Origin of the sequence: Paenibacillus sabuli (assembly GCF_014705605.1) — a bacterium.
Lineage (GTDB): Bacteria > Bacillota > Bacilli > Paenibacillales > Paenibacillaceae > Paenibacillus_D > Paenibacillus_D sabuli.
The window spans coordinates 29025-54403 of sequence record NZ_JACXIZ010000005.1 but is presented as its reverse complement, the minus strand read 5'-3'; the positions used below and the strand labels follow the sequence as shown (position 1 = coordinate 54403).

The 25379-nt window shown below is 57.4% G+C and carries 14 protein-coding genes; 2 read left to right on the top strand and 12 right to left on the bottom strand.

Going from position 1 to position 25379, the window contains the following annotated elements:
• On the top strand, positions 1-1146 hold a 1146-nt coding region (locus IDH44_RS01520; protein ID WP_190914014.1), incomplete at its 5' end, for an S-layer homology domain-containing protein.
• 123 nt (positions 1147-1269) lie between these two features.
• On the opposite strand, the gene IDH44_RS01515 is transcribed toward IDH44_RS01520, so the two are convergent.
• From IDH44_RS01515 to IDH44_RS01480, 8 genes are all read right to left on the bottom strand, one after another.
• Positions 1270-7821 (bottom strand): InlB B-repeat-containing protein, encoded by a 6552-nt coding sequence (locus IDH44_RS01515; RefSeq protein WP_190914012.1) that lies wholly within the window; start codon positions 7819-7821, stop codon positions 1270-1272.
• A gap of 173 nt (positions 7822-7994) precedes the next feature.
• Positions 7995-9134: a response regulator gene (locus IDH44_RS01510; RefSeq protein WP_190914010.1), complete on the bottom strand. Its 1140-nt coding sequence runs from the start codon at positions 9132-9134 to the stop codon at positions 7995-7997.
• Positions 9112-12249: an ATP-binding protein gene (locus tag IDH44_RS01505; RefSeq protein ID WP_190914008.1), complete on the bottom strand. Its 3138-nt coding sequence runs from the start codon at positions 12247-12249 to the stop codon at positions 9112-9114. The genes IDH44_RS01510 and IDH44_RS01505 overlap by 23 nt, the downstream gene beginning before the upstream one ends.
• 162 nt (positions 12250-12411) lie before the next feature.
• Positions 12412-12597 carry an HAD family hydrolase gene (locus IDH44_RS01500; protein WP_190914006.1) on the bottom strand — a complete coding sequence of 62 codons (186 nt, stop codon included), beginning with the start codon at positions 12595-12597 and terminating at the stop codon, positions 12412-12414.
• Between the two features lie 450 nt (positions 12598-13047).
• Positions 13048-13725, bottom strand: a complete 678-nt coding sequence (locus IDH44_RS01495; RefSeq protein WP_190914004.1) for a TetR/AcrR family transcriptional regulator — start codon at positions 13723-13725, stop codon at positions 13048-13050.
• Between the two features lie 84 nt (positions 13726-13809).
• Positions 13810-14829, bottom strand: coding sequence for a hypothetical protein (locus IDH44_RS01490; protein WP_190914002.1), 1020 nt, complete (start codon positions 14827-14829; stop codon positions 13810-13812).
• A 40-nt stretch (positions 14830-14869) separates the two neighbouring features.
• A complete protein-coding gene (locus IDH44_RS01485; protein ID WP_190914000.1) occupies positions 14870-15985 on the bottom strand; it encodes an NADH-dependent flavin oxidoreductase in 1116 nt (371 codons plus the stop codon).
• Between the two features lie 503 nt (positions 15986-16488).
• Positions 16489-17460, bottom strand: a complete 972-nt coding sequence (locus tag IDH44_RS01480; RefSeq protein WP_190913999.1) for an aldo/keto reductase — start codon at positions 17458-17460, stop codon at positions 16489-16491.
• A gap of 220 nt (positions 17461-17680) precedes the next feature.
• Here IDH44_RS01480 and IDH44_RS01475 point away from each other — a divergent pair, with 220 nt between their 5' ends.
• On the top strand, positions 17681-18130 hold the full coding sequence (locus IDH44_RS01475) for a MarR family winged helix-turn-helix transcriptional regulator (RefSeq protein WP_190913997.1): 450 nt from the start codon (positions 17681-17683) through the stop codon (positions 18128-18130).
• Between the two features lie 62 nt (positions 18131-18192).
• On the opposite strand, the gene IDH44_RS01470 is transcribed toward IDH44_RS01475, so the two are convergent.
• The 4 genes from IDH44_RS01470 to IDH44_RS01455 all read right to left on the bottom strand — a co-directional run bounded on the left by IDH44_RS01470 (position 18193) and on the right by IDH44_RS01455 (position 25334).
• Entirely contained in the window at positions 18193-18774 is a 582-nt protein-coding gene (locus tag IDH44_RS01470) for an HAD-IA family hydrolase (RefSeq protein WP_190913995.1), read from the bottom strand.
• 698 nt (positions 18775-19472) lie between these two features.
• Positions 19473-21497, bottom strand: coding sequence for a hypothetical protein (locus IDH44_RS01465; RefSeq protein ID WP_190913993.1), 2025 nt, complete (start codon positions 21495-21497; stop codon positions 19473-19475).
• 23 nt (positions 21498-21520) lie between these two features.
• Positions 21521-23071, bottom strand: a complete 1551-nt coding sequence (locus tag IDH44_RS01460) for an extracellular solute-binding protein (RefSeq protein ID WP_190913992.1) — start codon at positions 23069-23071, stop codon at positions 21521-21523.
• Between the two features lie 115 nt (positions 23072-23186).
• Positions 23187-25334: a helix-turn-helix transcriptional regulator gene (locus IDH44_RS01455; protein ID WP_190913991.1), complete on the bottom strand. Its 2148-nt coding sequence runs from the start codon at positions 25332-25334 to the stop codon at positions 23187-23189.
• Positions 25335-25379: the final 45 nt, after the last annotated feature.

Here is a 25379-nt window from a genome sequence, read left to right as displayed (position 1 = left end):
AGCAGCGGCAGCGCCTCCGTCGCCTGGGACGGCGGCGCCCCCGCCTACGATCCGGACGCCGCGGGCAGCTACACCTTCACCGGCACGCTGACCCCGCCCGCCGGCTCCATCAATACGGACGGCCTTCAGGCCGCCGTACAGATCATTGTCGCGCCTAGACTGCCCGGCCCTGTTACACCGCTACCCGAGACCTCGGACGGTGTCTATCGTCTGTATTGCGGGCTGGAGGGATGCAGCGGCACGGCATTTGACGAATTGAATATTTCAGTGCCTGCCGGCACCCATGATCGAGCCTTTACATGGACCGTCCAAAAAACACCTAATATTGCTGTTGTACTTCCGGTCAACATGTCGATACAAAGTCCGGTATACGAATTGAAAACCGATTTTGAAGGAACCTTCCTACAACCGGTAGAGCTTGAAATCAAGCTTGCGCGTACGGATTCAGACGACGGTCAAACACTGGCGTTATTCCGTTACGACGAGACAGAGGAGCAGTGGACGGACATGCTGGGCTGCGAGGAAGACAACGCGAATTGTATAGCTGCCATTCAGCACACCGGACAATATGCGGTATTTGCCGTAGATGAACCGCCCGTCATTGCATTTCACGATATCGCTCGCCACTGGGCCCGGGCCTCCATCCTCCAAGCAGCGAGCGAGGGACTGGTATCGGGAGACGGCGACGGTTCGTTTGCACCTGACCGTGCCGTCACCCGGGCGGAATTTGTAAGCATGTTGGCAAGAGCGCAGTTCATCCCGCAGGCAGACGCGCTGGCAGACGATCTTTATTTTACGGATGCAGCCGACGTTCCCGCATGGGCCGAGACGGCGATTGCCCGAGCCCATCAGGCCGGAATCGTGCAAGGCTATGCCGACGGCGCCTTCCGACCCGGGCAGACCATTACGCGTACAGAAACCGCCATTTTTCTTGCAAGAGCGCTGCAGTTGAGCGCTTCAGAACAAGCTTCTGCTCAATTTGCGGACGGCACCTCTATTCCGCAATGGGGAAGAGGAGCGGTCGGCGGCGTGTGGAAAGCCGGCATTATGCAAGGCCAGCCGGGAAATCGTTTTGATCCGTACGATCGATTGACTCGGGCGGAAGCGGTCGTCGTACTATTGCGCGCGATGGAGCGGATGGATTAACCCTGCATGTGTAGCAATAGCGCTATCTGTGACTCTCTTACACAAAAGGAGCAGCCCCGTAAGGTCGAACAATAGACCTGAGGGGCTGCCCTTTTTATATACGCGCGATGACATTCGCGGAGATCAGATCAGGTCTGATCCTCGAAGCAGTCGCGCGAGCATGATTACGAACTCCGCACGCGTCACGTGATCTTTCGGAGCCAATACTGCGTCAGTTCTTCCTGATACAACGCCTGCCTGTACCAGATCGACTACGCCCTGCAGCGCCCAGCCGGAGATGTCGGTCACGTCCCGAAATGCTCGGAGGACCGATTCCGTTGTCTTGCGCGGACGCTGATCGTCTGTCAAGGCCACTTCCATCGCTCTGGCCATGATCGTCATCGCCTGTTCGCGCGTGATTCTCTCATTCGGCCGGAACGTACCGTCCTCGTAACCCCGGACGAGATCGAATGCATAAGCCGTCGCGATCACATCGTGGTACCAGGCGTCATCCTCCACATCCGTGAACGTCTCTGCTCCGCCCTCCGGCTTGAGCCCCAGTCCTCGGACCACAAGCGCCGCCAACTCTGCGCGCGTCATCTCTTGATCCGGTCGAAACAACCCGTCTCCGGTTCCCTGAACAATCATTCTGGAGCCCATGTCGTTTATCGCATCTTTTGCCCAATGCTGCTCAACATCGGCAAAGGCTACCGGGTTCCATATGACAGAATAAACGCTGTTCGTCAAACTGTTGATGACGGCATAATACTGGCCGTCCCGCTCTACGATCTTAGTCGGAACATGCCTTACGGAGCCGTCCGGCTCCAAGACGACCGCTGTCGAGATTTGCTCGGGATCAACATCGTCCGGGATCCGCACCGTTCGTTCGACATACGCATTGAAGGTAGAAATGTCAATTGCGCTGTCCGCATACACACCTGTCACGTTAAATTGGAGAGGAGCCGCCACAACCGTAAATCCAGCTTGCTCCGCCGCGCGCTCCATCTCTTGCAGCTGCAAGGCGAGGGGCGGCGAAATTTCGATCCGGACTTCAATGTCCTCTAGACGAACATCGTCGCCGAAGTGGGCCGCTATTCCGTCAATATCGATCTGCCGCGCCGGCAATGTATAGGACGCATCTCCAGTTATCATTTCAACTGCCGCTTCTTTTTGCGCCATGTTCTTGACCATTTGCGCATTGAGGACCCCGATCACGCGATGGGATGCAATCGATACGGGAATCGAGAGTGCGATGATTTCCCCTTCCGCAAGACGCTGTTCCAATTTAGCCGAATCAAGAGCAATTGTAACGGTCTGCACGTTGTCTTCGTTCGTCAAGACCGCGCGTCCTGCGTCGACGGATTGCCCATTGATCATGACGTCAATCGGAATGGCTTCTTGCTCGTTGTCCGACGACTCATTTTGCGGAGGATTCACCGGAGTCCCGGAACCTGGTTCCTCATTGCCGCCATTGCCTTCATTGTCTTCGTTACCTTCATGACCTTCGTTACCTTCATGACCTTCGTTACCTTCATTGTCTGTCTCGTCATCCCCTGATCCTCCGCCGGAAGAAGGCGCCTGCGGGACGACTTCATTGGACACCTCGGAAGGGGCGCTTATCCCTGCTTGATTGACCGCCTTGACGACATACCGATACGACTCACCATTCGTCAGGTCTGAGATGATGATCGGACTGGAGGCGCCATGCGCGACCACATTGCCTTCCTGGTCCCATATCTCGTAGCCCGTAATCGGGGCTCCTCCATCGTCCGCCGGAATACTGAAGCTGACAGTGACTTGCCCGTTACCCGCGACTGCTGCAACAGCTCCCGGCGCCGATGGCACCGTCAGCGGCATGGCGCTCACGATATTGGAAGAAGGACTGTCTCCGCCGGGGTTCGTTGCACGCACCGCGAAGTAGTACCTTGTTCCGTTCGTCAAGCCGGTCATCGTATAGTCATACACATGATCCGTAACGGTCGCCAGCTCCATATCCGCCACGGCTCCTGATCCCCCGTAATAGATACTGTATCCTGTTGCGCCTGTGGCTTCGCTCCAGGTCAGCCGCACCTGCGCGTTGCCGGCCTCGGGCGCATGCAGCACCGGGGCGCCGGGGGCGGGCACTTGCGGAGTAGCGCGCACTTCTTCGGAGAAGCCGCTCTCTCCTCCCGCATTGACGGCCGACACCACGAAATAATACTCCGCCCCATTGTTCAGACCGGTGATCGTATAGACCGTATCCGCAACGACGGCAGCAGGCAAATCGAACTGCCCGTTCGCCGCACGCTGGTAAAGATAATATTCGGCCGCGAACGGAACGCTCTCCCAGTCAAGCGTGACGCCGGCATCACCCGGCATGACGGATTGAAGCACCGGGATATCTGGCGGAAGCATCGACCAGATCGCATACAGCTTCATATCCGTCGCGGGAATCCGGTCCGCCGCGAAGTCCCATGCTTCCCCGCCTTGTTCATCCTTGTACCAGCCGACGAACGTATAGCCTTCACGCGTGGGAGACGCCGGTTCCGCTACCGTTGTGTTGTAGTTTCCCGTCACAGCCTCTACACCACTGCCTCCCTGCGCGTCAAAGGTGACGGTGTATGTGTTCACGTCCCACCGGGCATAGATCGTCGTCGCTTCCGCGATCGCCGTGCCCGCGAAATCAAAGACGGTCGTATAGTCGGCGCTCGTGTACCAGCCGGCGAATGTATACCCTTCCCTCGTCGGGTCCGCGGCCGGCCGCTCCGCATACGCGCCGTGATCAATCGTCTGCCCCGCGATCGCACTGCCTCCGACCGTGTCGAACGTGACCGCGTACGTGTTTAACGTCCAACGAGCGTAGATCGTCGTCACTTCCGTGATCGCCGTTGCCTCAAAATCGAAGACACTGGCATAGTCTGCGTTCGTGTACCAGCCGGCGAACGTGTAGCCTTCCTTCACCGGGTCCGCGGCCGGTCGCTCCGCATACGCGCCGTGATCAATCGTCTGCCCCGCGATCGCACTGCCTCCGACCGTGTCGAACGTGACCGCGTACGTGTTCAACGTCCAGTCGGCATAGATCGTCGTCGGTCCGGTAATCGCCGTTGCCTCAAAATCGAAGGCGCTGGCATAGTCGGCGCTCGTGTACCAGCCGGCGAACGCGTAGCCTTCCTTCACCGGGTCCGCGGCCGGTCGCTCCGCATACGCGCCGTGATCAATCGTCTGCCCCGCGATCGCACTGCCTCCGACCGTGTCGAACGTGACCGCGTACGTGTTCAACGTCCAGTCGGCATAGATCGTCGTCGGTCCGGTAATCGCCGTTGCCTCAAAATCGAAGGCGCTGGCATAGTCGGCGCTCGTGTACCAGCCCCCGAACGTGTACCCTTCCTTCGTCGGGTCCGCAGCCGGTCGCTCGGCGTGCGCGCCATGATCAATCGTCTGCCCCGTGATCGCGCTGCCTCCGACCGTGTCGAACGTGACCGCGTACGTGTTCAACGTCCACCGGGCTACTACCGTCGTCGCTTCCGTAATCGCCGCTGTCTCATAATCGAAGACGGTGTCATAGTCGGCGCTCGTGTACCAGCCCCCGAACGTGTACCCTTCCTTCGTCGGGTCCGCAGCCGGTCGCTCGGCGTGCGCGCCATGATCAATCGTCTGCCCCGTGATCGCGCTGCCTCCGACCGTGTCGAACGTGACCGCGTACGTGTTCAACGTCCACCGGGCTACTACCGTCGTCGCTTCCGTAATCGCCGCTGTCTCATAATCGAAGACGGTGTCATAGTCGGCGCTCGTGTACCAGCCGGCGAACGTGTACCCTTCCTTCGTCGGGTCCGTGCTCGGTCGCTCCGCATACGCGCCGTGATCAATCGTCTGCCCCGCGATCGCGCTGCCTCCGGCCGTGTCGAACGTCACGGCGTACGAAAGAAGCGACCATTTGGCATACAGCGTCAGACTCGTGGCCGGGACGCGATCATTGTCGAAATCCCATGCCTCCAGGAAAGTCCCGTCATCCTTGTACCAGCCCTCGAACGTATGACCGACCATGGTCGGCGCTGTCGGCTCGGTCAGCAAGGAATCGAACGGGGCCGTCATGCTTGTCGGGGTGTTCCCGTCCTTGGCATCATAGCTGACACTGATGTCCGCCGGCTCGAAGATGGCCGATACGCTCAGATCAGCCTGGACATCCTCGTCCGTTCGACTAGCTGTCGTCAGATCGTCGCTCCACAGCACGAACACATAGCCCGGATCAGGCACAGCCGTTACCGTCGTGCCGTCGGCTCCATGATCGATCGTCTGCTCAGCCTCGCCATCGATGCTGCCGTTGCCGTCTGTCGAATACGCGAGCGTATGCGTCCCCGGCAGCGTGGTGAGCGTGACACGATTCGAGTAGGCCGAAAAGACCGTAGAGAACAGTGCGAATTCGTATTCCGTATGCGGCTCCAGTCCGGATACCGTCGCCGTCAGCGCGCTCGTCGCCAACGTTTTCGTCTCCCAGTCTGCTGCACCGACTATGCGGTACGCCACGCTCCTCGGATAATATTGCTGAAATTCTGCCCAACTGAAGGAGGCGCTTGTCGAATCAAACCCCTCGATTTTAAATTCGGTGTCAAGGCTTGTGCCTACTCTGACCTGGTTGGATGCCCCTGCGCTTTGCCCGCCAGTGATAGTAAGCCGCAGGTCATACGAGGTCTGGGTTTCCCCCACAAAGGTATAGCTTCCTGCCGAAGCGTCAATGCCTGTGTCGACATCTTGCCAGAGTCCGCTCGCGAGTTTTTCCAAAGTCGCAGAGCTCGCATCAAGAACAGGCGTCCAGGTTAAGTGAATATCGTTCCCTTCAGCCTCCGCCGCCAAATCCCAGATCGTCAGCGTCTTCGTCGTCACCGCAAGCACGTTGGAATACCCCTCGTGATGCCCGCCGGTGACCGACAGCCGAAAATCGTAGGCTGTGGCAGGCGCCAAGCCGGTAACTGTGGCCGCGCCCGCATCCGGCGCGATCGGCCCTGACAATTCAGCCGTTTGCCAGGCGCCCTCCCCGCCGGGAGACTGCTCGACTGCAACGCTATCGGCGTTCATGGCCGGCGTCCACGACAGCTCGACGGTAGTCGCCGTGCTTCCGAAATACGGATTGCTGGACAGATCCGTCACTTGCAAGTGCGGGGTTGTCTCTGCCGCATGATTCGACTCCCCTGCATTCTCCCCGCCTGTGACAATCAAGCGAAACAAGTAGGAGGTGCCGGGAGTCAGCTCTGTCACCGTCGCGCCGCCCGCAGTCGGGTTAATGTACGTATTCTCTGTCTTTGCGACTTCCCATGTCGCGCCATGATCTGCCGAATATTGGGCAGCAATAGCGGTCGCAAGCGAAGCCGCCGTCCAGCTTAGATCCGCCGTTTCGGCCGTAACCGATTCGACTGTAAGATCGTTAATCGGGACAGCATCGGTCTGGGCGGTCGCGACATTGGAATACCCGTCGTTCGTTCCGCCAATCGCCAGCACGCGGAAGTCGTAGCTGGTCCCCGACTGCAATCCGGAGACGGTCGCCGCAGTCGAAGTCAACGTGAGGTCATCCAGCGTCGTCGCTTCCGCCCAGGCGGATATACCGTCGCCTGTCGACTTGTACTCCAGTCGAATGGCGTTCGCCCCGACAGGCGCATCCCATTGCAGGGACACCTGTGTAGCGCTCGTTCCCCCGATCTGCAAGCTGTCTAGCGGGTCGACTGCGGAACGGTAGAACGCCTGGGTGCCGCTCGTGTACCCGACCGCCACGTAGTAGCCGGGACCGTACGCGATGCTCTTGACACTCCCGCTCCCGAAGCCCGTGCTATGCTCCGTCCAGTTTACGGCATCGCTTGAGTAGAGCAAGGCGCTTCGATTCTCATTCGCTATTGAGACGCTGAGGATAAATTCGCCGTTGACCCACGCAATGCTTCTTGGGATGCGATCGGGCATCTCCGTCTGTTCATTCCAATTCTCCCCGTCATTCGAAGTCAGAATGATTGTCGTGTCGTTCAAGTCCCAACCCGTCATAGAACGTCCAATCGCCACAAAGGTTCCATTCGCATACGCAATGTCGTACAGCACGCCCGGGGCAGCATTGTACACATCGACCCAGGTTGCTCCGCCATTCGACGATTTTTGTATGAGCGCCTTGTTGTCCTTGGCATACACATTATAATATTGGCCATCCACATAGAGGATCTTGTTGCTGTTCGAAGCCTCCAGCTCTGTCCAATTCTCCAAGTCTGCGGATATAAATAACGTAGAGTAGGAAGACGTAACCATATAGCGCGAACCATCCCACAGCACATTGCCCAAATAATAGGTGGCTAGGGGATTCACATAATCGGACTCTAGCTGCTGAGTGGACCAATCCACCCCGTCATTCGATGTAATCACCGTCCCGTCATAGCCAACGCCGACATACTTGCCGCCGGCGTATGTCAGATCCGTCAGCTCTGCGGTCGTGCCTGTCGCCTGCTGCGTCCAGACCACGCCGTCCGGCGAAGTCAGCGCCTTCCCGCCTGCACCGACGGCAACGAATTGATCGTCGGCCCACACGACTTTATGGAACCATTGCCCGCTCGCATTCGGAGCATATACCTCCTGCCACTGCAGCTCCGGCGCATATGCCGATACCGTCCCTGCAGGCGCCGGCAGGCCTACTCCCAGCAGCAGCAACGTTGCCATAAACGTCATCCAGAGCTTGTTCCTTTTTTTCATGTTCAGACTCTCCTCCCGTCGCGGACCAAACGGACCGTCATCCCGTTATTCCCGGCACCGACCATTGTAGCATGCCGACGCTTGTCAAATTCTCGACAACCGCCTGGCGGACAAAGGTCTGCCGGCTTCCTGCCGGGGAGGCCCAGGGAGGTACATGGAGATTCAAATCGACATTATTCCAGCCATCTCCGATAGACGGCCTCTGCGGCTGTCCCCGGCTCTACGCCCAGCTCCTGCCGAAACATCCCCTTCATCCGTTCGAAATGACGCCTTAGCGCATCAAAGTCTCCTGTCTTTCCATATGCATCCAGAAGCATCTCATGCCCTTCTTCCAGCAACGGGCTATGCGTCGCCGCTTCCTCCAGCAGCTCTACCGCTTTATCGAGCCAACCTTCTGCGAAATAAAAGGCGCTTAATTTTCTGATTAAATCCAAAAAGGAAAGGCGAAGCTTACGCTGCTCGGGCAGCGCCCATATATAATTGGACGAGCCCATATAATCTCCGCGATACAAGGCGGCTGCGCGCGCGCAAGCCCGATGGTTAGACAAGGTGACGGGCTTGTCCCGGTCGACAGCACGCCAATACGCTTCCACATCAAGAGCAACGCCGCTCAGCGCAAAATGATAACAATCATTTGCATAATTCAACTGCATGCATGAATCAAGCCCATAATTCCTGATCATTTTACGAATATAGTACACGCCTGTATGAAGGGTCGCATACGCGCGGTGCTCATCCAGTTCGGCGAACACATCCCGGATAATGTGCGCCTTATGCAGCTCGCCTTCTCTGAAATGTACAAAATAAGCAAACAGCTCTTTCGTCTTGTTCGTGCGCCATTTCACAATCTGCGTGCCAATCTCCCCCATTCGCAGTTGGAAGATCCCAAAGCACGTGATGCTGAGCCGACTCCCTCTCTGACTCTTGCGTTCCTCGTCAGATCGGCGGTGCGCAAGCTGCCTCCCCCTGATCGTCTTGGCCAATCGTTCGGTCATGACCGGCTTCAGTAAATAATCGACGGCGCTCACTTCGAACGCCTCTAACGCATACTGGTCATACGCGGTTATAAACACGATATCAATCGAGGCATCAAGCTCCACGATGCGTTGTGCCGCCTCGAGACCATTCATGCCAGGCATCTCGATGTCCAGGAACACGACATCGACACGCAAGTGAGCTTCCTTGATCCATTCCAAGGCTTCCATGATGTTGGTGAAAGCCCCCGCAACTGCAATCTCGTCAAACTCATTCATCTCGTCCAGCAGCGCATCCAGTGCGCTGCGTTCGTCGTCAATGACCAAAACGTTCAACATGCGTCGAAATCACCTCGTCATCCATTGGAATACAGAGCGACACCGCCGTTCCTCGTCCTTCGGCGCTGACTATGCGCAAGCCTGCGCCATACGTTTTTTTCAAGCGCTGATCGATATTATACAAGCCAACGCCTCGTTGTTCCCGATATTCGGCAAGTAACTCGGGCACCCGCTCCTCCTTGATGCCTACCCCGTCGTCCTCCACGGTAATTTCAATCTCGTTCTCCCGTCGTTTTGCCGTGATCGTGACCGTTCCGCCGTCCATCCGCTTGGTCACACCGTGCCGAATGGCATTCTCCACCAGAGGTTGAATGGTCAGCGGCGGGATCGTGGTTTGTATTGTATCGTCTATATCATAGATAATGCGCAGCCTTTCCTTGAAACGCGCTTTCTCGATCAAGCAATACGCCTCCACCAGCTCAAGCTCTTTGCGAATGGAAAAAAATTTTTCGTGATTATGGAAATCAAAGCTGCCCCGCAAAAAAAAGCTGAGCTTCTTCAGCAGTCTGCTGGCTTCTTTCGGATCGCGCGGACATATGCCAATGATCGTGCTTAAAGCATTATACAAAAAATGAGGCTTGATTTGCGCCCGCAAAAAATCCATCTCCGATTGCACGGCCAACGCGGCTGCGTTCTTCATTTCCAACAATGTCCTGACCCTTGCTCTGAGTTCATACGCATGAAACGGCTTGTGCAAAAAATCGTTCGCCCCGGCAGAGAATCCGCCAAGCATATCCTCTCGGCTGTTCCTGACGGTGACGAGAAGAATGGGGAGCTCGGTCAAGCTTTGCCGCTCCCTGATTTTACGTGTCGTCTCGTAACCGCTCATACCCGGCATCATCACATCAAGAATGAGCAAATCGAACGAATCCGACTGCGCCAACAGTCGCAGCGCCTCTTCGCCGCTGCCGGCTGTTACGATACGATATCGCTCGCCTGCCAAAATATTGACAATCACCTGCTGGTTGGTGGAATCGTCGTCGACGGATAGAATCGTGTTGACATAATTCTCCTCTTCCGTCCCTGCAGGTCGCGGCGTGTCGGTCAGCGACAGCCTCTCCCGCTCCACCGGAAAGGCGTCAGTCTCATTCCTTACTCTCGCAGCTTCGCTGATCGGTATCGTAAAGATAAACGTAGAGCCCTTGCCCGGCTCCGATTCGACGCTCAATTCGCCGCCGTTCAATTCGACCAGTCGCTTCGAGATGGACAGCCCTAGACCGGCTCCTCCGTATTCGATCGACACAGGAGAGCCGACCTGCTCGAACGATTGAAAAATAATCTGCTGCTTCTCCGTCGGAATGCCGATGCCGGTATCGCTCACCCGCACCTCCAGCATAGGCTCTGCGACCGTCGCAGCCACCACGATCGAGCCTTCTGCCGTAAACTTGATCGCATTGCCGATCAGATTGTACAAAATTTGCTGCAACCGATTTTCGTCCGCTATGACCATCGGCAGCTCATCGGGCATCCGCAGCTCAAGACGAATCGGCTTGTCGCCGATCAGATGCCGGAACACTTCCTGGTTGTTCCGGATCATCGCGGGCAGCGATACGCTTCGTTGATGAAGCACGATATCATTGTATTTTAATTTGGTAAAGTCCAAAATATCGTGAACGAGATTGCTCAGCCTGCGCGACACCGATACGATAACCGACAAGTCATGCTTCTGTCCGGCATTCAGATGCCCTCTTGTACCTTCCAGCATCGACTGGGATATATTCATGACGCCGTGGAGCGGCGTAATCAATTCATGCGACGTATTGACCAGGAAATCGTCCTTCATTTTGTTTTGCGCGACCAGCTTTTCCGACATCAATTCAATCGTGCGGAAGGCGGAGGAATAACGCTTGGACAAAATGACGGACTGGATAAAGACGAGCACGAACAAGCCGAGCAAAACGAGCTGGCGGTTCAAGATATAGGAGAGGAGCGTGTGCTGTCCGTTCGTAGAAAAGTAGAAGGTCGTCACTCCGATATCCAGCACGAACATTCCTATAAAAAACGCAATGCCAAACACTTGCCATTTGGCGCCGTCCCGCCGACGTCGAACAGCCAGCCAGGCAGCCCTTAGCAGCAAGAGGAGGAGCAGGACCATAAAGAAGTGATAATACACAATGAGATCCGAATTCACGTAAACAGGCGCAAACAAAGCCGAAACCACAAACGCCCCGGAAACCAGGGTCACTGCCTGCGCAATCCGCTTCGGCAGCTCCTCCGGATACAGTCTGCGCAAGTACCAGACAAAGACGGTCACGCCGCAGTAGTAGGTCAAATAGCCGATTGTGGCAATCACGGAAATGCTCGTGTTCGGGAACAGCTTGAGAATAAACCATTCGCCGGCAAATAACAGCCGAACCGCTCCAATTAAGCATCCGATACCGAACAAAAGGGCCGACATTCCCTTTTTCCTCTGAAAATAAATGAAGACATGGTGCAGCCCCATGAACATAAACGTGCCAAACATCATCATATCCAGGCTGAGACCGATATCATGGAACGCCTCGATCCGGGATTCCGTCCCCAGATCGAGCTTATACCACATTCCGCCGCTATTATATAAATAGTTGGAAAGTTGAACAAGGACATCGAACTGCTCGTTAGGGGCATCGAAACGGACAATCTGCGGAGCGTATCGGGCTTCGGCATCCTGTGGACGATCGGCCACTTGTCCACATCGCGCGAGCGTTCGTCCGTCCACGATGACCGTGCATGAGGTTGACAGCGTAGGGATTTTAAGAGCCAGCTTTTGCCCGGCTTCATTCAGCTTGATCGTCAACCGATAGGTGGCGTAGCCGAACCCGGGCAGCGCTCTGCCCTCGATGACGTAGCCCGACCATACATTCGGCACAGTCACAATCGCGGAGCGGGGTATCGCAGTCGGATCGGCGATATCCTTCTCGTTCAGCAGGGCATTCCAGTACAATTCCCATTCTCCCCCGAGACTGACCACACCGTCGCGCTCGAAATCCCATTCGGTCAAATCCAGCACACCATCGACCGCAGCAGGCCCCTGCCCCCTTATCGAAAGCAGAGACTGCTGTGACTGGACGAGCCATGCCGCCGCGCCCAGGATCAGTAGCCCAAGTGCAAAATACGCAGCGGTTTTGGGTTTCACGCCCCTTCGCAACACCATGAGTTCCTCCCTTAGCCGTGGTTCTTATCAAGGTGAATTCGTGATTGCTGCGCCAAGTCCTGCTTGTCACATCCAACTCTTCCAATCGCGATTGCCTCCGCTGACCCTTGTACCGAGTGTGCCGTTATCGCCTCCTCCAAGTGGCTAACCTTCCGCAAGCAACCGATCTACCCGGCCGATCCACGCCTCGTCCGACTCCGCCAGCACCGTCGTCGAGCCGAGCGCGGCGGCGGGCGCCAGATTGCGCGGCCGGTCGTCCACATAGACGACCGGCCCCGGGCGCAGGCCCGCGGCGGCGCGGCGATAGATCGCCGGCCACGTCCAATACAAGCTGCGGCTTCATGGCGCCTACCTCCTTTCGTGCTCTGCGTCATTTGAAGCGAAATTGGGCGCCCGAAGGCGACGTCGTTCCAGCCGTTTCGACTAGAGGGCGGGTTCGACTGACTCCACCATGCTGAGCTGTATGCTCAACTGCAAAAGTGCAGTTCAAATCGTCAGTTTCTCCAGAATTCGCTTTACGAACAGCAAAAATACAGTATAAAATGGCCTCTCGGCGCCAAATTGGCTGAAACCAGAGAAATATACTGTATTTTTGCAGTTCAGCATCCTCTACTCATTTTTTCGATTCATTCTACTGTACTTTTACAGTTCGCGCTAGCCCGCCGCGGCCTCCAAAACATAAGCATAAGAAATTTAGTCCCGCCGAAAATATGAAACGCATTTTATAATTTGAGGCGTCTACCTTTTTTGAAAAGCATAACGGCCCTTGTTAACCATTCCCTACATGTTTCTACTATACAGCATCCGCATGATGATCTCTGTATATGGATAATGTTGTTCATATTCTTCTGGCTTGTCGAGTGCAAGCGTCGTTAAGCCTTGGATCGATTGGAAGATCATCAAGGCCAATTTGGGAGGCGGGTCTGAAGCAAATTCTCCGTTTTTTTGGCCCTCAACAATCAATTGCAATACAATCTCATGTATGGTCTGCATTCGTTTCATCATCAGTTCCTGCAAGTCCTTGGCATTCGCATCATCGCTTTTTAGATTTTTAAAAATCCTCCGCATGATTTCAAGCTCGTTGCCGGACGACGATGTTTCCTTCGCAGCCTGCACAGTGATTCCGAATCGTTTAATTTGATCCTGCCTGAATTTGAGCATGGTGGAGATCAACACTTCCAGACGCTGCGCAGCCGTATCTCCGGATTGCATGAGCTGCTGGAATATATCCAAATCAGATTGGATCGTTTGACCTAACAGCTCACAAAAAATAGCTTCTTTGTTCGCAAAATAATGATAAATCAATCCTGGACTTATGCTAGCAGCAGAGGCAATATCTGTAATGGTCGTCGACCATCCTTTGCGGGCAAAGATGTCTTTCGCCGCTTCCAGGATGCTTATGCGCTGTGCCTCTCGTACACGTTTATTTTCTTCTTCCGTTCGTGGAATTGTAATCACCCCAATAATGATTAAATGGTTTATTCAACTATAAATCATTATTATACCGCCATCCTGCTTTGTCAATCGCAAGCGAAGAGGTGATCAACCGCGATAGTAGTCAGCGAGAGCGGCAAATGCCAGCTTGGGTTCCCAAGGCATGTCGGGATACGTATCACCCATACGGTCTTCAAAAATCTTCACAATCCCGAAGCTGGCCATATCCAAGTCTTCTAGAGGATCGCTGCGGTGTGGCAGATGATAGTATGCGAAAGAACATACAAACGTGTAGTCGACCCCTTCCCTGTTGTAAATGTCCAGCAATTCACGAATATATTCGGCTTGTTCAGCCTCGTCACGGATATAGCTGCCATTGAGTCTGAGCGGTCTGCCTGCATCGTCCCACACAATGATCTTGTCGCCGCGTCCGCCCAGGTCAGCCGCGCCACGGTAAGTGGTGCACCCGAATTCCGTTATAGCTGCTGGTTTTCCCATAGCCAGCAAAGCTCGCGTGCCGGCGATCAATTGGTCGGCAACCTCGGCGGACCTGTAGCCGCCATCGGTCGAAACGATGTCAAAGGGCGACCAATCCACCCCTTCAAAAGGAAGCGAGGCATAGCTGATCTTTCCACCGAATCTTTCCCGAACAAGCCCGACGACCTTGCTTAAAAACCTATTAATTTGCGCGGGAATGGTAGCCAAGACCTCACGAAGCCGCTCTGGAGCAGCAAACACGGACAGTCTCTCTTGAAGGGTTTCGCCAGGCAGAAACCCGACAGTAAAAAGGCTAATCTCAGATCCGGTGAGAAATACGACCTCCGCTCCCTGCTGACGTATCCGCTCGGCACGCTCTGCACAATCGACGATAAAGTCGGATTGCTCGTCGATGGTCAGTCCGCATGTGAAAGGGCAAAACCATACCTCCAATCCGGCATTGGCTGCGAATCTGGCCGCCATCTCCAAACGATCCGCATCGCCGCCAGTGATCCGGACCGCATTGCAGTGCAGGTCTTCCCGGATGATGCGCATCTCACGCTCGACGATTGCGGAATCGAAGCTTTTACGGGTGATGGTGCCCGATTCATTAATAAATCCTGTTTCATACGTAATCCCTTTTCCTCGCATTGCAATTACCTCCTTGTGATGTAAATGGCTCATCGTTCACTCATGCTTCCGTTTCGAAAGGGAACCAGCCGGGCATACGCATAATAACCCCCCACAATGAATCGGGTATCTCCAATTGGAGTTGATCCGTCTTGGCCAGCTTTGTTTTGATATCCTCTTCGCGACCTTGTGCGATTTTCTTCAGCCATTCAGGGTCCATAATAAGCTCTCTTCCCAAAGCAATCAGAGGGACTCCCGCTTGTAATGCATGAGCGGCATTTTCAGCTGTACGAATCGACCCGACTCCGATAATGGGAAGATTGCCAGCGTGTTCTTTAATGATTTCAATGCATGGTCGAGTGTCGCCATTCGCACGCTGAGAACCCGACCACATGTCAGTCTGTGAAATATGGAGATAATCCAACTTCTTCAACACAAGAGCCTGGACGAGCGCCAACGTGTCATCCATCGTAATGCCTGGTGTCTCGGCTTCTTCAGGCGTTATCCGATAACCAACAATAAATGATGGTTTGGCATGCAGCTCTACGACACGCCTAACCTCATCTACCACTTCCAGAGGGAATCTCATACGGTTTTGCCTTGATCCTCCCCACTCGTCATCACGCCTATTCGTATGAGGCGAATAGAACTGTTGAATGAGAAATCCGTTGGCGCCGTGGATCTCCACTCCGTCAAAACCCGCTTCAATCGCTCGTCTTGTCGCCTCTCCGAAAGCACGGATCATGCCCGGGATTTCTTCGGCGGTCAACTCACGCGGGACAATCGCACCTTCTTTAGGCTCGGGGACGGAGCTCGGACCCACAATATCATCTATAGACGGCGGACATTTGTGGCCGCCATGAGCGATTTGCAATACAGCTTTTGCGCCTACGCTTCGGACCGCAGAAGCGAGATTGCGCAAGCCCGGGATCAACTCGTCTCGGTCGGCCGTTGCTGATCCCGGAAAACCTCCGTTTGCCATAACCGATGCTGAACCCGTTATAAGCATACCGATCCCTCTTGCGCGTCGCACATAATAGTTGATTTCGACTTCTGAAACAGAGCCGTCCAAATGGGACGCCGTATGGGTCATGGGCGCCATCACAATTCTGTTCCTTAGCTGAACTCCACTCGTCAAATCGAAAGGTTCGAACAGTGGCAGAAACTCATCCTTCAATTGAATCCCTTCTTTTCCTTAAGATTTGGAAGCACGACATTTTCTTGTACAGTTTTTTGATTGAATTTTTTATTCAATATAAATTATGTCACCGCTTTTCTGCTTTGTCAAATCCCGCATTACAGTGAAAAATACCAAATGCAGCTTCTCTGTTTCGGATAGATGCAAGCCCTTCGATAAAAGCGTTCGAACAAGTGCGACGCGTAGCGCGAGCTCACCGTGTGTGAATGAATCATATCTCATTTATCAAGGCAGACCCCCTGCATGAAATGAAATTATATACAGCGGGTGCATGGCAATGTAACGCAAATAAAAAACAGGCCTCGGCAATCTCCCGCACCTGTTTGTCATTTACCGTCGCGCTCGAAATCCCATTCAGTCAGAACCAGCACACCATCGACCGCAGCCTGTCCCTGCCCCCTAATCGGAAGCAGGGACTGCCGTGACAGGACAAGCCATGCCGCCGCGCCTTGATCAGTCGATTCTGCTTGAAAGTGAACGTTTTACACGAGCGGATGCGGCACATACAGCTCTTCCAACCGCTCGACTTCCTCCGTTGACAATGTGACCGACAGCGCCGACACCGCCTCGTCCAGGTGGCTCATCTTGGTCGAGCCGACAATCGGCGCTGCGACCTCCTCTTTTTGCCATAACCAGGCCAGGGCAATCTGCGCGCGTGATACACCTCGATCAGCGGCAACCTCCGCCACTCTTTCCGCTATTTTGCGGTCAGCCGCTGCCGTCTTCGCGAATAACGCTTGGGCCACCTGATCCTGCTCGGATCGCGCGGTCCGATCACTCCAATCGCGGGTTAATCGTCCGGCCGCCAAGGGCAAGTATGGCGTAACACCGACGCCTTCATCTTTGCACAAGGGGAGCATTTCTCTTTCTTCTTCCCGATAGAGCAAGTTCAATCTGTTCTCCATGGAGATGAACCGCGTCCAGCCATTCTGCACCGCGACATGCTGGGCTTTGGCGAACTGCCAGGCCGACATGGAGGAGGCGCCGATATATCTGGCTTTGCCGGCTTTCACAACCTCGTGCAGCGTCTCCATCGTCTCTTCAATCGGCGTGTGCGGATCCCAGCGATGAATCTGGTACAAGTCGATGTAGTCCGTTCCGAGTCTTCTCAGGCTGTTGTCCACCTCGGTCAGGATGGCTTTGCGGGAGAGTCCCATCGCATTCGGACCTTGACGCATCGGAACGAATACTTTCGTGGCTATGACCACCTCGTCACGACGAGCGTAGTCATGCAAGGCTCGCCCGACCATTTCTTCGCTCGTCCCGTCGGAATACATATTGGCGGTACTGAAAAAGTTAATGCCCAAATCAATCGCCTTTTTAATTATCGGCCTGCTCTGCTCTTCATCCAGCGACCAAGGGGCATTGCCGCGCTCAGGCACCCCGAAGCTCATGCAACCCAGGCATAGCTTCGACACCTCCAAGCCTGATCGTCCAAGTTTTACATAGTCCATATCCCAACAACTCCTCAACGATAATGGGGAAGATGATGCAAGCATTAATGCGCAGTGGCCACTGCCGCAACCTCAGGTCGTCACATCAACCTTAAAGCCCTATATTGCCTTTGGTTGTCACACCAAACTTAGAGTGCTATATCGGCTTTAGGTTGACGCATCAACCTTAGAGCACTATACCATCTTGTGGTTGATACGTCAACCATGATATGATACCGACATGGATACTAATGAATTGAACGAGCAGGAAATGCGAATATGGAACCTGTGGAAAGGTACCTTCAAGCGAATCTTCGGTCGTGTCGTAGCAGACATGTCGGCGCACACGGGATTATCGGAGGGCGATTTCGGAGTCTTGGATCGGTTAGTCCAGCTGGGAGGCGGCAAGCTGCGTCAGCAAGAGCTGGCCGACTCGATGGAATGGGACAAGAGCCGGCTGTCGCATCATCTGACGCGAATGGAAAAACGGGGGCTCGTGCAGAGAAAGCCGCTGGCTACAGAGCGCGGAATTGAAGTGAGCATTACCGCTGCCGGACAGTCGGCCTTGGCAGAAGCCCTGCCCGTCGTCTCCAAGGCCATACGCACGTATTTTCTGGACCAGCTGACCGATGCGGACATTGAATCGATCACGAAGCTGGCAGAGAGGACCAAGGGAGACCCTTCCGTCTAAATACGCGCTGAGAACGTATGTTGGGGATGCGCAAAAAAGGAGCATCCTTCTGCCAGGCACGGCTAACCTTCCGCAAGCAGCCGATCTACCCGGCCGATCCACGCTCCGTCCGACTCCGCCAGCACCGTCGTCCAGCCGAGCGTTGCTGCGGGCGCTAGATTGCGCTGCTGGTCGTCCACATAGACGACCGGCCCCGGACGCAGGCCTGCAGCGGCAAGTCGATAGATCGCCGGCTCCGGCTTGCGGCAGCCGGCGGCGCTGGAGATCGTCGCGCTCGCCAGCAGCGGCGCGACCTGCCGCAGTGGCTCCGCCAGCCACTCCGCGCGATGGTTGCTGAGCAGATGCACATCCGCCAGGCGGCTCCAGGCGTGCAGCCGCGCCAGCGCAGGGAGCGGCTGCAGCTGCGCCCGGAGCAGCCGCCGGGCGGTCGCCGTATCGACGCCGGGGCAGCGTGCCTGCAGCCAATGCCAGAATTCCGCTTCCGGCACCGCCCCCGACCACAGCCCGGCCCGAAGCTCGCGCTTGAAGGCCGCGCGCAGCTCCTCAGGCGCATCGCCGGACAGTCGACCCAGCGCCTGCCAATAGCCTGGAGACAAATTCTCGACCAGCACGCCGGCCACGTCCAATACAAGCTGCGGCTTCATCACTCCCACATCCTTTCTTGTTCTGCGGCTTCGAAGCGAAATTGGGCGCCCGGAGGCGACCTCGTCCAAGCCAGATTCGACTAATCCGGGTTCGACACTCGCGCGCCTTCTGCCGGGCAGCCCCCGGCACGCACGTCCCAACACGTCCTAATGCTCCCATCACGCTCAACTGCACGCTCAAACACGCTGAACTGCAAAAATGCAGTTCAAATCGTCAGTTTCTCGGAAATTCGCTTCACGAACTGCAAAAATACAGTTTAAAATGGCCCCTCGGCGCCAAATTGGCCGAAATCGGTGAAATAAACTGTATTTATGCAGTTCAGCATCCTCTACTCATTTTTTCGATTCATTCTACTGTATTTTTACAGTTTGCGCTAGCCCGCCGCCCCTTCATGGCCCTCCATGACCTCCATGACCTCCATGCCTTCCATGACCATCCGTTAACCTTCCATGCCCTCCATGACCATCCGTGAACACCATCCGTTGACCCTCCATGCCTCCCCCGCGCGCTGCGATCCCAGCCAAAACGCCGCACAAGTCTCCCTGTGCGGCGCTTCTGCAGGCGTGCTCTGCCCATAGCTTCTGCGGGCGTGCTCTGCCCATAGCTTCTGCGGGCGTGCTCTGCCCATAGCTTCGGCAGGGGGCATGCTCTGCCCCTATTCCCTCTCATGCGACGTGTCAGCTTATACGCCCTCCGCTCAGCTCCCCGCGCCGTCCCCCTGCGGCAGCCCGGACGCCGGATAGTTGAACTCGCCGCGATAGTTGGACGCATTGTAGTGCGGATACTTCCGCGGCACAACGACCGGGTCTGCCGAGGCCGGGCGGTCCTGGGTGTAGATGTAGAGCCGCTGCCGGTCCCACAGCACGATCTCGTCGCGGCCGTCGCCGGTCAGGTCGATCACCTCGGCGCATTGCTCGGGATGGCCGTCGTCGGGGAAGCCTACGACGCGCCGCCCGTGCCCGTCGATCAGGCCGCCGTGGCGCACGCTGCCGCTCAGCAGCACGAGATCGCGGCCGTCGCCGGTCCAGTTGACCGGGGTGATGACGTTGCCGTTGCTCGTCGGCTCGAACTGATGCAGCAGCTCGCCCTTGCAGTCGAACAGGTACACGATCCCCTGATTGCCCCAGTACGTCGTGACGCAGATCTCCAGCCCGGCCAGGTCGGGGCGATAGTTGCCGATCGAGACGCGCTGGGCGTGACCGATCATCTCCTTGCGCAGCAGCCGGCCCTGCAGGTCGGCGATCATGAAGCCCTCGTCGCCGGAGGCGATGGCGATCTGCGGCTCCGGCGCGTCCGGATCCCAGCGGCCGATCAGGATCTCGTCCGTGTGATCAGTCTCCACCGGCAGCGTCGCCAGCAGCGTGCCGTCGTGATCGACGAGATGATAGCCGACGAACATCTCCTCCCGCCCGTCGCCGTCGATGTCCACCGTGTACGGGAAGTGGCCGGTAATGCCCTCGTGGAAGTGCCAGAGCGGCTCCAGCTTGTTGTTGTAGGCCCAGACGCGGCTGTAGCGGTCCTTGATCAGGATGTCGGTCGGCTGCGGGTTGCCGCTGAAGTTGCAGATGCGGATCGCGTCGACATTGATCCGGTCGAAGGCGTACGCACCGTGCGGCACGACGTACAGGCTCTCGTCCGGCGCGTCCGAGCGCGGCGTCCGGATCTGCGCCTTGACCTGCCCGGTGCGGCCGTCGAGAATCATCAGCATGAAATTGCGCGCCACGATCACCTCCTCGAAGCCGTCGCCGTCGATGTCGCAGATCTGCAGCGGCAAGTCCGCCGAGAGCAGCGCATGATCGTCCAGCGGACTCGGCTCGCCGAGCTGCCACAGCACCTCGCCGTCCAGATTGATCGCCGTCAGGCAGCTGATATGGGCGTAGGCGTCCTTGTGCCCGCGCTTCTGATGCTGGGCCAGCACGATATGCCACTCGTCCGTGCCGAGCAAGTGGCCGAAGCGAAGCTCCCGGGCCGTGCCGTACCCGCCCAGATCGAGCGCCTTCCACAGCCGCGGCTGCGGCTGCGCGGCGCGCAGCTCCGCCAGCTCGGCCTCGTCCACCTGACGCGCCGCCAGCCACGCCGCATGCGCGGCTGGCTCCATCGTCACCTGCACGTCGGCATATTGGGCCGGCATCCGCGCCGACAGGCCGATCTTGCCATGCGCATACGCCCCGTCCCGCGCCTCCAGCAGCAGCGCGCCGTCGACGTACCCGCGCAGCCTGTCGCCCGCGCAGACGACGCGCAGCTCGTAGCTGTGATCGCAATCATAGGCGAAGTCCGCCGACGCCAGCTCGTGCACGCTCTCCTGATCGCGCTTCAGGAGACGCAGCCGCCCGCCCTCGAGGCCGAGGAAGTAGTAGCGCCGTCCGTGCTGGTAGCGGCAGACGATGCCGGTATGCGACGCCGTGGAGAGCGGCCGCACCTGCGCCTGCAGCGTATAGTCGCGCCAGCTCGGATCGCCCTTGACGAGCAGCGGCCATTCCGGACGGATCGCCGCCTGCGGCCGCGTCTGCTCCATGTAATGGGCCCCGGCGTACTCGGTGACGATCCAGGTCGGACCGAGCCAGCCGTAATACACGACCGGGTCGTGCCAGTCGCCCGTATAGCCGGGATTGGGGTAATAGTGGTATTCGCCGAGCGCCGAGTGCTTCGGATCGTAAGGGAAGGGCCCGATCGCGAAGTCGCTGAAACGCTCGTGCAGCAGGGTAATGGTTGTCGTGGTCATACGTAAACCTCCTATCGCCGCGTCTAATCCTGCAAGCTCGCCTTGTTCGCCTCGTACCAGTCCGTCCACAGGCCGATGGCCTTGTCGCCGCCGGAGGCGCGATACTTCGCGACGAAAGCGTCGAAGTCGGCTTCGACATTGGCGTTGCCGAGGATCGCCTTGGCGCGGTACTCCTCCACAATCTTGGGCAGATTGTACGCCGCCAGCTCGGGATAATACGGCAGCGAGGCGGCGATCTTGTCGAGCGTCCCGGTGTCGCTGGCCAGCGTCAGATTGTCGATCACGTCGTCGCCGAACTCCGTCTTCATATAGGCCTTCACCTCGTCGGTGTACAGGCCGTGCTTGATCATCGAGAAGGCCCAGTGCAGCGCGTTGCGCTCGCCGATCTTCTCGTATCCGCCGTCCGCCGTCTCCTGCCAGTGGACGCCCTCGATGCCCATGAAGTTGTACTTCGTGCCTTCCTCCGATACCGCCCAGTCGTAGAAGGACAGCAGCGCCTCCACATTGTCCGTGCTCTCCGGGATGGCGATGTAATGGCGATTCGTCGAGTTATACGTGAACACCGTCTCCGAGCCGTCCGGACGCAGCGGCGGCGCGATGGCGATGAAGTGGTCGAATACGCCCGGCGAGAATTCCTTGCCGCTCTGGAAGTGCCAGAAGCCGTTGAACATGCCGTACTTGAGCGTGTTGATCTTCTGCCGGAAGATCGTGCCCGTCGTCGTCGGGAACTCCGGATCGAGGATGCCCTCGGCGGTCAGCCGGTTCATGAAGGCCAGGTATTGCTGGTAGGCGGGCGTGATCTCCGCGGGCAGCAGCTCGCCGCCCTCGTACGTATACCCTTCCGCGCCGAACGCCGCCTGGAACATCCGGCCGCCGTAGGACAGGTCACTGTTGGCGAGCAGGCCGAACGTGTCGTCCTTGCCGTTGCCGTCCGGATCCTTATCCGTGAACGCTTTCATGACGGCATAGAATTCGTCCACCGTGCGCGGAATGTCGAGCCCGAGCGCGTCCAGCCACGTCTTATTGATGTAGACGACCTGATTGAAGCCGTCATGGCGATTGTACGGCAGGGCCCACACCTTGCCCTCCTGCGTCACCGGCAGCCACGCCTCCTCCGGCATCACCTCGCTCAGGTTCGGATAATCGTCCAGATACGGCGCCAGATCGGTCAGCAGCCCGTCACCGGCGAATTGCAGCAGCTTGGCCCGATTTGCCTCCGTCACCATGAAGCCGTCGGGATACTCCCCGGAGGCCATCAGGATATTGAGCTTATCCATATAGCCGGCCGAGCCCGGCGAATTGACCTCTACCCTGACGCCGGTCTGCTCCTCCAGGTAGTCGATGTATTCGTTGTCCGTCAGCGACATCCCCTCGGGGTCGACATTATAATCGAACATCACCTCGAAGGTCGGCACGCTGCCTGCTCCGACCTGGCCCCCGTCGCCGCCGGTGGCGCCTCCCGTGTTGCCATTCCCGTCGTTACCGCCGTTATTGCCGTTGCCGCAGCCCGCCGCCAGCAGCAGCGCCGCCATGCCGAGCGCCCCCGCGCAGTGCCATCTGGTCCGCTTGCTCATTGCACACCCTCCCCATTTCTTCTCGCGCATTTCCGGAGACTGCCCCCGGATACCCCTCATTCTAGCTGCCCCAACCCGATGTTCAATGGATAATCTCTACGACGATGTATCGTTTTTACGATTCGGGGATGGCCGATTTTTTGCACATCCGGTTGCGCATGCGGTATTCGTTGGGCGGCATATGGTGCGCCTTCTTGAAGTGGCGGATGAAGGTGTGCACAGTGTCGTAGCCGCAGGACTCGGCGATCTTCTGGATCGTCAGATCGTCGTTCTCCAGCAGCTTCATCGCCTTTTGCAGGCGCAGCTTGATGACGTAGTCGAGGAACCCGATGCCGAGCTGATTTTTGATGAAGGCGCTCAAGTAAGACGGGCTCATCGACAGCTCTCCGGCCAGCATCGTCAGCGAGATCGGCTGGTCGTAGTGATGATCGATGTAGTCGATGATCAGCTTGAGGCTCGTATTGGACTGCGCGCTCTCGCGGCGCGACTCGAGTTGCTCCACGATGGTGCGGCACACATGCAGCATATACGCCTTTTTTTCGTCCAGGAATTCGTAGCTGTACAGCGTGATGAAGACATCCTCGCCGCATGCCTGATTGATGTCGATGCGCTGCTCGATCACGACCTTCATCAGCTGCGCCATCATATTCGCGCATACCGCGTCGATCCACTCCGGCGTGAAGCGCTCCGCCGCCATCGCCTGCTCCAGCGCCAGCGTCATGCAGCGCTGGATCGCCTCGAGCTTGCCCTCCTGCAGATAGACCGGGATGCGCCCGATCTCCTCGCTCCGCTGCTGCAGCGGCGCGTCCCCCGGAGCGGCGATCCGCTCGTAGTGGATGAGCGCGTGCTTGCCGTAGACCGCCTTGTATTCCAGTGCCGACCGGGCGTGGACGTGACAGCTGTGCACCTGTTCGAGCGGCCCCGCCACCTCGCTGACGCCGGCGCACACGGTGAGGCCGCAGTTCGCCAGGATATCGTCCTGGATATAGCGGATCGTCGCCTCCAGCTCGCCCGTCGTCCCCTCGTCCAGCGTATCGTGGCAGAGCAGGACCGCCACCTTCTCCGGCTCGGTGTTGATCGCATATGCATTGTAGCGCAGTGCAAACGTCCACTTGATCGCGCTGTAGATCTGCTTGTTCGTGAGGAAGCGCTCGCTGCTCGACTTGGCGAGCAGGTAATTGTAATAATTGTCGATCTGGAAGACGAGCACCTGATAGCCGCGCGCCGACAGCTCGACCTCGTACTGGGCGGCCGTCTCCCGCAGCTGCTCCACGCTGTGCTTGCCGTGCAGCAGATCGGCGATCAGCGCGCTGCGCGAGTCCTCCAGATGGCGCCGGAATCGCACCGCCGACAGCTGCTCCTGGCCGCGCCGGATATAGCGGAAGTAGACGAACATGAGCACGCCCATCGCCGCGCACAACCCGAGGATCGTGTAGGTGTAGGGCGCTTGGCGAGCAGCGGCCGGCAGCAGCTCGCCGCGCGGCACGAGCGTCAGCAGCTGCCACTTGCGCGCGGGCGAGGACGAGGACGAGCGGATGACGAAATAATCGCCGAGCATGTACGACGTCTGCTGCACGTCCAGCAGCTCGCGGCGATGCGCGCCATAATACGCGCGCAGTCCCGGATCGCCCGCCAGCAGCACCTGCTCGTGCTCGTCGAGCCACAGCACATGCGGGCTGCCGCCCAGCACCTGCTCCTGCAGGTAGGCGGCGTCGATCTGGATCGCCACCGCGCCGCGCTTGCCGATCGCCGCGACGGCGGAGATGCGCGGCGCGTCCTCCGAGCCCGAGACCTGCCACAGATAGGGCTGCTCGCGGGCATAGAGCGCGTCGAATACCGCATGCCGCGGGAATTGCGCCAGCTCGGCGAGCATGTCGTGCGTCGACAGCACGACATCGGTCTTGCGATTGTGCAGGTAGATCGATGCGATGCCGGCGTGGCTGTTGATCAGATCGAAGAAGGAGCCCTGAATCTGGCTGAGCCCGTACATATCCTGCGTCAGCTCGCCGGGATTGCTCAGCCAGGCGTTCAGCTCGCGGCCGAGCAGCAGCTGACGGTACAGCGCCTGCAGCTGCTCCGTGTACAGATACATTGATGAATACGCTTTCTCATGTCGCTGCTCATAATCGTACATGCGCTCGTCGATATACGCCGCGCGCGTTTTTTGATCGTACAGCAAGACGGCGGCGATCGACGCCAGGAGAATGACCGCAAAGACGAGCAGCACCGATTTGTCCTTCCATCCCAATAACCCGGTTCGCATGGCTGGCCCTCTTTTCTGCATGGGTGTCGGTTCCCAATATACGTG